This window comes from Streptomyces alanosinicus (assembly GCF_014650595.1).
GTDB classification, from domain to species: Bacteria; Actinomycetota; Actinomycetes; order Streptomycetales; family Streptomycetaceae; genus Streptomyces; species Streptomyces alanosinicus.
Map to the genome: position 1 here is coordinate 1 of NZ_BMVG01000083.1, position 9,304 is coordinate 9,304.

General features: G+C 67.7%; 12 protein-coding genes. 6 read left to right on the forward strand and 6 right to left on the reverse strand.

The window, feature by feature from the left end:
* Positions 1-53: 53 nt before the first annotated feature.
* Positions 54-1,370 carry an MFS transporter gene (locus IE277_RS45720; RefSeq protein WP_189959937.1) on the reverse strand — a complete coding sequence of 439 codons (1,317 nt, stop codon included), beginning with the start codon at positions 1,368-1,370 and terminating at the stop codon, positions 54-56.
* Positions 1,367-1,975, reverse strand: a complete 609-nt coding sequence (locus IE277_RS45725) for a winged helix-turn-helix domain-containing protein (protein WP_189959938.1) — start codon at positions 1,973-1,975, stop codon at positions 1,367-1,369. The genes IE277_RS45720 and IE277_RS45725 overlap by 4 nt, the downstream gene beginning before the upstream one ends.
* A gap of 393 nt (positions 1,976-2,368) precedes the next feature.
* Between IE277_RS45725 and IE277_RS45730 the strand changes: the two genes are divergently transcribed.
* Positions 2,369-3,406: a DUF4158 domain-containing protein gene (locus IE277_RS45730; RefSeq protein WP_189959940.1), complete on the forward strand. Its 1,038-nt coding sequence runs from the start codon at positions 2,369-2,371 to the stop codon at positions 3,404-3,406.
* A 173-nt stretch (positions 3,407-3,579) separates the two neighbouring features.
* Here IE277_RS45730 and IE277_RS45735 read toward each other — a convergent pair whose 3' ends face one another.
* Positions 3,580-4,881 carry an FAD-dependent monooxygenase gene (locus tag IE277_RS45735; protein ID WP_229882568.1) on the reverse strand — a complete coding sequence of 434 codons (1,302 nt, stop codon included), beginning with the start codon at positions 4,879-4,881 and terminating at the stop codon, positions 3,580-3,582.
* A gap of 539 nt (positions 4,882-5,420) precedes the next feature.
* On the opposite strand from IE277_RS45735, the gene IE277_RS45740 reads away from it, so the two are divergent.
* The 3 genes from IE277_RS45740 to IE277_RS45750 all read left to right on the forward strand — a co-directional run bounded on the left by IE277_RS45740 (position 5,421) and on the right by IE277_RS45750 (position 6,649).
* Positions 5,421-5,618, forward strand: a complete 198-nt coding sequence (locus IE277_RS45740) for a toxin-antitoxin system HicB family antitoxin (RefSeq protein ID WP_229882569.1) — start codon at positions 5,421-5,423, stop codon at positions 5,616-5,618.
* Entirely contained in the window at positions 5,615-5,911 is a 297-nt protein-coding gene (locus IE277_RS45745; RefSeq protein ID WP_189959942.1) for a hypothetical protein, read from the forward strand. The genes IE277_RS45740 and IE277_RS45745 overlap by 4 nt, the downstream gene beginning before the upstream one ends.
* Positions 5,912-6,376: 465 nt before the next feature.
* On the forward strand, positions 6,377-6,649 hold the full coding sequence (locus tag IE277_RS45750; protein ID WP_189959943.1) for a hypothetical protein: 273 nt from the start codon (positions 6,377-6,379) through the stop codon (positions 6,647-6,649).
* A 438-nt stretch (positions 6,650-7,087) separates the two neighbouring features.
* On the opposite strand, the gene IE277_RS50060 is transcribed toward IE277_RS45750, so the two are convergent.
* Positions 7,088-7,318 (reverse strand): transposase, encoded by a 231-nt coding sequence (locus IE277_RS50060; protein WP_373311019.1) that lies wholly within the window; start codon positions 7,316-7,318, stop codon positions 7,088-7,090.
* The gene (locus tag IE277_RS48650) at positions 7,209-7,589 is read right to left on the reverse strand and encodes a transposase (RefSeq protein ID WP_229882570.1); all 381 of its coding nucleotides are present in this window, start codon (positions 7,587-7,589) and stop codon (positions 7,209-7,211) included. Before IE277_RS48650 ends, IE277_RS50060 begins: the two co-directional genes overlap by 110 nt.
* On the opposite strand from IE277_RS48650, the gene IE277_RS45760 reads away from it, so the two are divergent.
* Positions 7,503-7,859 (forward strand): hypothetical protein, encoded by a 357-nt coding sequence (locus IE277_RS45760; protein WP_373311018.1) that lies wholly within the window; start codon positions 7,503-7,505, stop codon positions 7,857-7,859. The two genes, IE277_RS48650 and IE277_RS45760, sit on opposite strands and share 87 nt — an antisense overlap.
* Before the next feature lie 344 nt (positions 7,860-8,203).
* Here IE277_RS45760 and IE277_RS45770 read toward each other — a convergent pair whose 3' ends face one another.
* Positions 8,204-8,449 carry a hypothetical protein gene (locus tag IE277_RS45770; protein WP_189959948.1) on the reverse strand — a complete coding sequence of 82 codons (246 nt, stop codon included), beginning with the start codon at positions 8,447-8,449 and terminating at the stop codon, positions 8,204-8,206.
* A gap of 400 nt (positions 8,450-8,849) precedes the next feature.
* Here IE277_RS45770 and IE277_RS45775 point away from each other — a divergent pair.
* Positions 8,850-9,304, forward strand: a 455-nt coding sequence (locus tag IE277_RS45775; protein ID WP_189959949.1) for an IS701 family transposase, incomplete at its 3' end; no start/stop codon positions are given.

The window sequence follows — 9,304 nt, forward strand, 5'->3', positions numbered from 1 at the left end:
CATGCCCGTTGACCACGCTGCCGCACCGGGAAACTCCAAGATCCCCGACAGAGTCAAGCTAAGGGCGACTGCGGTGACGGCGACGGTCGGGGGTGTTTCTGCCCCGGGGCACTCCTGGAGCGGGGGACCATCGGCAAGTCGCGAGAGCGCCCGATGGGGGAGAAGAGGAGGATGAGTGCGGCCAGCGGCACTCCAGCCGTCGTGATCCACATGGCTGTACGGAGATCGAAGACAGTTCCCAGCCATCCGCCGAGCAGAGCGCCCAGCGGGATTGTTCCGTAGTTGAGGAAAGCCGTGCTCGCCGTGAGACGCCCGAGAAGCTCCGGCGGGCAGTAACGTTGCTGGAAGTTCGCCTTGATGACGTTGCCAGCCACGACGCCTGCTGACACGCAGAATCCGCCCATGACGAAGAGGAGGAGCCCGGCTCCGGCAGAGGCGGCCGGGATGAGCAGCGCGAAGATCGCGAACCCGAGCTCGAACAGCAGCGTCGCGCGGGCGGTCCCGATCCGGCCGGCGACACGGCGCGCGACGGATGCCCCGGCGATACCTCCCGTGCCGGCGGCTGCGATGAGTCCGCCAACCGCTCCGGGCGCCAGGCCCACGGTATGGACAAGAAAGATCACCTGGATCGACTGATAGCCCATGAGGGCCAAGTTGGAGGCGGCCCCGAACAACGTCAGCGTGCGGAGCCAGGGATCGCGGGCGACCAGTCTTAAGCCTTCACCGACTTCGTCGAGCAGAGCCGTGGAGCGGACGGCCGTCCTGTCGCGGCGTGGCTCGCGCTTGCGGATGCTCGCGACGCAGAGGAGGGAGAGGAGAAACGTCGCCGCGTTGGCGAACATCGCGTTGACCACGCCTACCGTCTGCCCGATCAGGCCGGCGGAACCGAGACCGGCGATCTGGGCGGCGGACGCACTGCCGTGCAGCTTCGCGTTGCCTTCGGGTTGGTCTTCGGGGGCGAGAATGCTGGGAAGGTAGGCGGTGTAGGCGGTCTGGAAGAACACGGCGGCAGTGCCCGTCAGTAGCGCGATGACCACCAGCAGGCCAACGTTCAGATGACCGGTCCACGCCGCGACCGGAACCACGGAGAACAGCAGGCAAGACACCGCAGCAGCGGTCAGCATGACGGGCCTGCGACGCACCCGGTCCACCCACGCTCCGACCGGGAGACCGATGACCAGCCACGGCAGCCAGGCCGAGGCGCTCAGTAACCCGACCTCCCATGTACTGGCGTGCAGGGTCGAGACGGCGATCAGGGGCATCGCCACGGCGGTGACGGAGGTGCCGAACTTCCCTGTGGTCTCTCCACACCACAGCAGACGAAAGTCCCGATGCCGACGCAGGAGACTGCCACGTATCTCGTGGCTCATCCGTTTCCCCGTTCTTTGCGGGGGAACGACTGGATCTGCACGATGATCGGCAGCGCGCCCGGCGCTGCCTCCGCGCCGGGCGCGGGAGTGTGACGCGCGATCACGGCCATCAACTCGTCGTTGAAAGACTCGAGCTGTGTTGGCGTCATCCGCAGGTCCCGCCAGTCGGAGATGGTGCCGGCACGCTGCCAATCGCCATCCCAGTTCTCGCTCAGGTAGCTCGTGACCCGGCTGAAGTACTGCTGCACCAGCTCGTGCATGTAAACCGACAGGGCTCCCCTGGCGTCGGGGTCATCGTGGAATTCAGCGGTCTTCAGGACCTTCGTGTCCTCGACGACTCGCCACCAGCGCTCGCGCTTGGTGCCGCGGCCCGTCTCCTCTTCGATGAACCCGTGCTGGGCAAGGTGCCGCAGGTGCCAGCTCACGGTGCCGGTGTTCTCGCCGAGGCGTACCGACAGTCCCGTGGCCGTGGCCGGGCCGTCGAGGTTCAGCATCTCAAGAATGCTCATGCGCAATGGGTGCGCCAGGCCTCGCAGGCTGCGGGCGTCAAGGCGCCGTACAGGCTTGTGTTGGGCCGCCGCCCTTGGTTCCACTTCGTCACTCATACCGACAGGCTCTGTTGCAGAGAACCATCTGCATGGGGTTCTCTGCAACATGCTCTGCAGCACTACCCACTCGGCTGATCAGCCCGAGGCCATCGGATCCGATCTGGTCGGCACCGTTCGTAGCCCGGGCACCGAAAGCCCAGATCGAGGCGCTCATCCATCTCCAGCCGGAAGGTTCCGTACGGGGTGGCGTCCCACCAGAACAGCGCAGTCAGCCCGCGCCGGTCTTCGTCTGCACCGGCGCGTGGACGCCTCCCTGAGGCAGGGCCGGTAGCTGGACCAGGTCACTCCGTCCCTCTCGGGTACTTCGCCGATACCCGTGCCCGCCGTACACCAGCGCCCCTACCTTGCAGCCCGAAGGCTGATCACGGGGCGTGCGGAAGGGGCCGAGCTGTGGGGCGGGATCTGGGTCTGGACGGGGTGGTGGACCACTTCACCCTGTCCAGCGACGAGGCGGGCCGGCTACGGAACAAGACCGGCGCCACGCGGCTGGGCTTCGCCGTTCCACTCAAGTTCTTGACCTGGCGCGGCCGGTTTCCCCGGATCCGCTTGGAGCTGCCGCCCGACGCGGTCGAGCACGTCGCCAAGCAGGTCGGCGTCACCGCGTCCGAGCTGGCCTTCTACGACTTCACCTCCCGCGCAGCCAAGCGGCACCGCAGCGAGCTTCGGGATCTGACCGGCTGGCACGAGTGCACCAAGACCGACCTGATCAAGCTCGTCTCGCACCTGGTGGACGCGACCTGGCACGACGAACGACGCGAGGAGCAGGTGCGGGCCGAACTGCTCCGGCAGATGCGCGCGGACCTGATCGAGCCGCCGACCGCGGCTCAGGTCGACACGATCATCCGCTCCGCGCTGCACCAGGCCGACGAGCGCGCCGTCGCCGAGATCGCCGCCCGCCTGGCGCGGGCCGAGGGCTGCACCCGCCGCCTGGACGCGCTGGTCTTCACCGACCTGACCGGCGACGGTCCCGCCCAGGGTGACGCAACCGCGCAGGACGACGAAGACGACGTGGAGTCGGTGCTCTCGGACATCAAGGCCCATCCGGGCAACGTCCGCCTCAACTCGCTGCTGGACGAGATCTCCAAGCTCAAGCAAGTCCGCGCCGTCGGCATCCCGGAGAAGGTGTTCACCGGGATCGGCGTACAGGTTGTGGGCGCCTGGCGGGCGAGAGCGTCGGCGTGCGCTCCGAGCGGCACGGCTCCCACCGCGCACTGGATTGGCCCGCGTGTACGCCCCCGAGGGCGCTGTCCGTCCTCATCCATCGTGTCAGGGAGCCACGTCGGCGAGCTGCGCACTGACAGCTGCCTTGAGACAAGACGGGCGAGCAATCCGGCTGGGGATCAATGGGCTTGGACGTCACGGGGTCGATGTCTCAATGGTCTTGTCAGTTCCGGTGAGCGCCGACCAGGCAAGTGGCAGAACCACTGAGACCCCGTGCAGTGGATTCTCATCGATCTTGTCGGCTTTCCGACTCGACACCGCCTCATCGGACGTGGCGTGGTCGCCGAACGGGCGCTCCAACGCGCACCATGCGGAATGAGCGGAGGTCGTCCGGCGGTGTCCTACCGAACCGTGGTCCTTCTCGACACGTTATGTGACACCTACGGCTTGGCTGACGAGGTGATCGGCGATCCGGCCGGGGCTGCGGAGTCCGGCGCCCCCGCGTAGTTGGGCAGCTCGATGCCGTTGATCGCGCGCCCGACCAGCTCGGTGAACCATTCGCTGGCGAAATCGGGGCGCGGCTCGGCGTCTCGCCCGGGGACGTCGCGGCTGCGGGCGTTCAATCGGCCGATCTCCTGGTTGGCCTCGACGAACGAGCGCATCCGCGCCTCGTAGCGGGTGAACCCGGTGTCGGGGTCCCACTCGGCGGCGGCCAGCTCTCCGGCCAGCAGGTAGGCGCCGACCAGTGCCAGCCCGGTGCCCTGCCCGGACATCGGCGACGAGCTGAACGCCGCGTCCCCGAGCAGCCCTACCCGTCCGCTCGACCAGCGGTCCATCACCACCTGGGCGACCTGGTCGAGGTAGAAGTCCGGGGTGTCGTCCAGGTGCGCGAGGATGCCCGGGGCCAGCCAGCCCAGGCCCGCCATCCGCTCACGCAGCAGGCTCTTCTGGGCCGCGACGTCACGGTAGTCGACGTCGAAGTCAGCCGAAGCGAGGTAGAACATGGCCATCGCCCGGGTGGCGTCCTGGATGGGTCGCAGGAGGGCTGAGCGCCCGGACTCCTGGTCCTGGTACTCGAGCAGCCAGCGGTCCAGCCCGAACTCGTTGGGCACACTGTAGAAGGCCAGCACGTGCCCGAGGTGGCGGAGGAACCGCTCATGCGGCCCGAAGACCATCGCCCGCAGCTCCGAGTGCAGTCCGTCGGCCCCGACCACCAGGTCGAAGCGCCGCCGGTCGCCGCCCGCGAAGACCACGTCGACCCCGTCCGCATCCTGGGCGAGCTCGGCGATTCGGTCGCCGAAGATGTACTCGACGCCGTCGCGGGTGTCGTCGTAGAGCACCTGGGACAGGTCCCCGCGCAGGATCTCGATGTCCGCGATGAACCCGTCGCCACCGTCGTCGTCCGCGCGGAAGGTCTCCAGCACCTGCCCGTCCGCGTCCACGGTGTGCGCGCCGGCGGTGTCGGTGCACGCCGCGCGGATCGCCGCGTCCAGCCCCATGCGCCCGATGACCTCCTTGGCGACCCCGCGCGCGTCCACCGCCTGCCCGCCGGGACGCAGCTCGGGAGCCCGCTCCACCACGGTCACCTCGGCCCCCCGCCGGCGCAGCCAGTGGGCCAGCGCGGGTCCCGCGATGCTCGCCCCCGCCACCAACACCCTGGGACCGCTCACCCGCGTCCCCTGCTCGCCGGTCCGGATGGTGCGCTCCTGCTCGGAGTAGTCGACGCTCATCACTGCCCCCATGTGCTCCCTCTTGCGCTGGAACATATCCCGCACAGGCCCACCGCTGTCGGTGGATCCAGGGGTATCGACTGCGGATCCGCACCAAACTCATCGGTACGGCCGGAATCACGTCCACGCTCCCGCAAACGCCCTGAACTCGGCATGCGCAGGCGTCGGGCATGGTCATGATCACCTCGACCTCGGTAGACATCGATGAGAAACGCCAACCCCGATGAGACTCACATCAGCCCAGACTGGTGTAAATGGGGCCAGTCGGGCCGTCAGCCAGGCCGCCGCCTGAGACTTCGCCAGATCTGCGCGCAACACGATGAGACTCTGAAAGGACCAGTGAGAACGGACAGGCGCAACGGACTGTCTGACCAGCGGCGTGCCCGTACTTAATGTTCGGTGAGAATGCTCAATCTTTGCTGCGAGAGGTCAAGCGGCATCTGCCCCGGGCCTGTGGCGCAGGGTGGGGCCCGGTTCGCGCGGCTCGGCGCTGGTGGCGTCCCGATCGCAACCGATGTACGCCACCGGAAGTGGTGTCTATCCTTGCAACCGTGTCTGTCACCACGATGACCCTGCGTATCCCGGATGATCTTGCCCCCTCGATCAGGGCAGCCGCGGCCGCGGCCGGTATGAGCGTGAACGCGTACGTCGTGCGCGCGGCCCGCCGCGCCGCCACCCTCGACGCCGCGAAGCAGCTCGCCGCGCTCGGCCTCGGCGACGACCTGGCGGGCGAGGGCGACACCCTGTGAACCGTGGTGACATCTGGGCCCTCCCTGACGGCCGTAACGTCCTGATCATCAGCCTGACCGGCCTGGAGGAGTCGTACGGCGCTGTCCTCGTGATCGTGCTGCACGACAGCGGCCGCTACCCGGACACGGCCATGTCGGTGGTGATCGGCGACCCGATCCCGTGCACTGCGGTCGCGGTCAACATCACACAACTGCGTCTCACGAGGTTCGAGGGGGCAAAGCTCGTCGGTCCCGTCGACGCTGCGGCCATGGCCCGGGTGGACCAGGCTCTGCGCGCCGTCCAAGATCTCTAGCCCTGAAGCAGGGTGTCGGCCGAGTTGCCGACCGGCCCACAACGCGGCGGGTGCCCTGTCCTCATTCCGTGGCCGGGGCCCGCGCAGCCCACTCCAGTCCAAGGCGGCCAGCCGCTGAAGCTGCTCCTCACTCAGCCTCGCCCGCCCGGTCTCGGTGTTGGACAGGAACACCCCGAGTTCGACCTCACTGCTGTCCGGCAGGGTCTCGGTGTGGGAGCGGCTGACGGGCCCTACGGAGCCCGTACGCTCCCGGTACTGCGCGAGGGCCGTGCACCCGCGGTCGAACGCAGCAGAACCCTCTTGTGGGCGTTCCGGTGGCAAGGACGTTGTTCCGCGGAGGTGATGAGCGCGGCGAGCCTCCATGGCACAGAGAAAGCCATTGATTAAAAATAGCCATGAAGTGTACATATACGCCCATTTTGCTTTGATCCGGGGCTCCGAGCCCGGGTAAGGAAGGGTCGCATCATGCGCAGGATCCAGCGTGCCGCCGTCGTAGCCGCAGCCGTCGCAGGACTGTCCGCCCTCGGCGCCGGTATCACCTTCGCCGACGGCTACGGCGCCCCTCCACAGATCATCGCCGTGGCCAACTCACAGGCAACCGCCGTCGCTGTGGGAGGTGGCACCGCGGTGGCCAACTCGCAGGCCACCGCCGTGGCGACGTGGGGCGGCTACCAGTACAACCAGCCCCTGCACCCGCCGCAGCCCGCCCCGTACCCCGCGCCCGGATGTGGCCGGTAACTCGGGCAGCGGCCGGATAAAAGAGCATCTCGCCGGGGCGCACCGCACTGAACGGCGCCCTGTACGGCGAGGACTGGCACGGCAGTGTTGCGGCTCGCCGCGGAGCCCGGGGCAGGCGCGGCACCGCCCCTACTGCCCGAACTGTCGCCGCCGCCCAAACATCCACACCGCACCCGCACCGGTCGCCAACTCGCTGCGGAGCGGGAGGTGTTGGAATCTGCTGCAACCCGCAACTGCCTGCACTCCGCTTCGACGCACCCCAGGGCCGCAAGCAGCGACGTCACCTGTCCGCCACCGATTCTCCAGGGGGCGCCGACCTGACGGTCGGCGCCCCCTCACGCGTGCTCGTACTCCCCACCCTCCCCACATCTTCCAAGACCACACCAAATGAGGAGGAGGGTCGACTCTGGCCCAGTTCAAGGATGCTGTTGGTGATCTCTAGGCTGTCAGCCTTTGGCAGAGCCGTTGGTTGGTTCCGGCGGCTGTGAGCACGTGTTGGACGTGTGTCTTCGCCAGGCCGCGGTAGCGGCAATGACGCAGGCCGTGAGCGTGGACCGTTTCAGACGCCGTTGCTTCGCAGCCCGCCCGGATGGCATACCGCTGCTGCCAGTTGCTGGTTTTCTGGTCTCTCCTGACGTGTGTCTGGATCTTCTGCTGGGCTTCTGGCAGGAGGAGGGTTGTGGCGTCCTTTGCCATCGACATTGCCCGTGCACTTCACGCGGTCGTCGCATTCCCGGCATGCCCTGCGTGGGAAGAGGACAGACAGCCGGGGATGTCCGTCGCCCAGGGTGGGTTTCCAGGACGGGCTGGTAATACCGTTGGGGCAGGTGACGGTGCGGGTGTCCCAGTCGATGTGGAAGTCCTCTTTCGTGAAGCCCGGCCGCTGGGCGGACTGCGGGTCGTCGCGGACCGGGCCGAGCAACGGGATACGCCATTTCACGGAGGCTTGATGGATGCCGTCCGGAGTGACATACCCGCCGTCAACGACGTGCTCCAGGGGCTGAAAGCCCTGGTGCGTCAGTTGCTTGTGGATGTCGCCGAGGGCGTCGATGTCCTGCTGTGGTGCCGGGCGGGTGACGACCTGGACGATGACGTTCGGGCTGGACTCGTCGCAGGTCTCGGTCTGGTGATCGCGATAGCCGATCCAGTCACGCTGGTCGGCCGCGGTGACCTTCTGGCTGTAGCCGGGCCTCAGGATCGTGCGGAGTGACGATCTCCATCGTCGACCACGGCGCCCGCGCCGATTCAGGATCCGGCCGGCCGTCCGCCGAGGGTTTGCCGGTGTTCCGTTGCCCGGTCTTCCTCCGACTGGCCCTGTCTCGGGTCGATTTCGCTTGCCGCCAGCGAAGTCGGCCCGATGCGTCGTGCCAGTACTGATCGCGCCGTCGGCGTCGGCGGCGGCCTGGACCTGCTGGAACAGCTGCTCCCAGGTGCCATCGGCGGACCAGAGCCGATGGCGCTCATATATGGTCTTCCACGGGCCGAACCGTTCCGGCAGATCCGGTGCGCGCCTGGACTTGGGACCGCGTGTCTCAGGGACCGCACCTGGTCCGCTCAGCTCCAGGCCAGGGCCGCGCCCAGTGCCAGCGCGAACAGCATCGGCAGGAGGACGCACCCGAGCCCGGCGCCGGCCGCCAGCACGCGTGGTGTCCGCAGGGACCGGCGGTACGGCGGTGCCCAGGACAGGGCGAGCAAGCCGACCGACCAGTAGAACACTCCTCCGAAGGCGCCGATGCCGTCCTCGGACCGAAACCATGCGTACTCCAGCACGAGGAACGGCAGGCCTAGAAGGGACGCCACAAGAGGCGCCTTCCACCACGTCTGGTGGGCAAGGCGCGATTGCACCTCGTTCGGTCGCACGTCGTCGGGAAGCATGCGACCAGCCCATCACCACCGCAGGGCCGGGGCATCGGGTCGCGTACTCACCTGCGCAGGCGCACGTACTCACACACCGCCGCTCCCGGCAGTCAGCCTGCCTGCTGCGCCGCAAGCGACCTCCAGGTACCGCAGGAGGAAGTGCGCACCTGTGGACGCGGAGGACTGGATTCACGTCCGGCCGATGCTCAGTTCGGTGAGTACGGCACGCTGCACGACGCCAGGCAACCACCTGATGTGACGGCGGTCTTCACCTGTGATCGAGGCGCTAGTAGGACTCCGTTAGGTCTGTCTGCCCTGCAGTGTTCAGGGGCATGAGGACTGTATGGACGCACATGAAGTCAATCGTGTTCGGGCGACGTTGGCGTTGTTCGTGGCGGACGTGTTCGCCTCGATACCGCGCAAGGACCAGCGGGCCAAGGGCGACTGCTATCTGCGGGGACTGATGATGGACGGTCGCCGAAAGTCCATCCAGGCCATGGCCTCGCGGCTGCCGGACGGCAACGAGCAGAACCTGCAGCAGTTCGTGAACCAGTCCACCTGGGATCCGGTGCCGGTGCGGCGACGTATCGCTGAGCGGCTGGTGCCGCGGATCGGCCCGGATGCCTGGGCGGTCGATGACGTGTCGTTTCCCAAGGACGGAAGAATGTCGGTCGGTGTCGCTCCCCAGTACTGCGGTGCGTTGGGCAAGCAGGCTGACTGTCAGGTCGCCGTCAGCGTGCACGCCGTCTCGGACACGGCCTCGTGCCCGCTGAACTGGCGGCTGTTCCTGCCCCGGGA

Excerpts from the sequence above, each read along its gene's own strand:
- IE277_RS45720 (WP_189959937.1), bottom strand. The coding sequence starts at position 1,370 with ATGAGCCACGAGATACGTGGCAGTCTCCTGCGTCGGCATCGGGACTTT.
- IE277_RS45725 (WP_189959938.1), bottom strand. The coding sequence starts at position 1,975 with ATGAGTGACGAAGTGGAACCAAGGGCGGCGGCCCAACACAAGCCTGTA.
- IE277_RS45735 (WP_229882568.1), bottom strand. The coding sequence starts at position 4,881 with ATGGGGGCAGTGATGAGCGTCGACTACTCCGAGCAGGAGCGCACCATC.
- IE277_RS45750 (WP_189959943.1), top strand. The coding sequence starts at position 6,377 with ATGCGCAGGATCCAGCGTGCCGCCGTCGTAGCCGCAGCCGTCGCAGGA.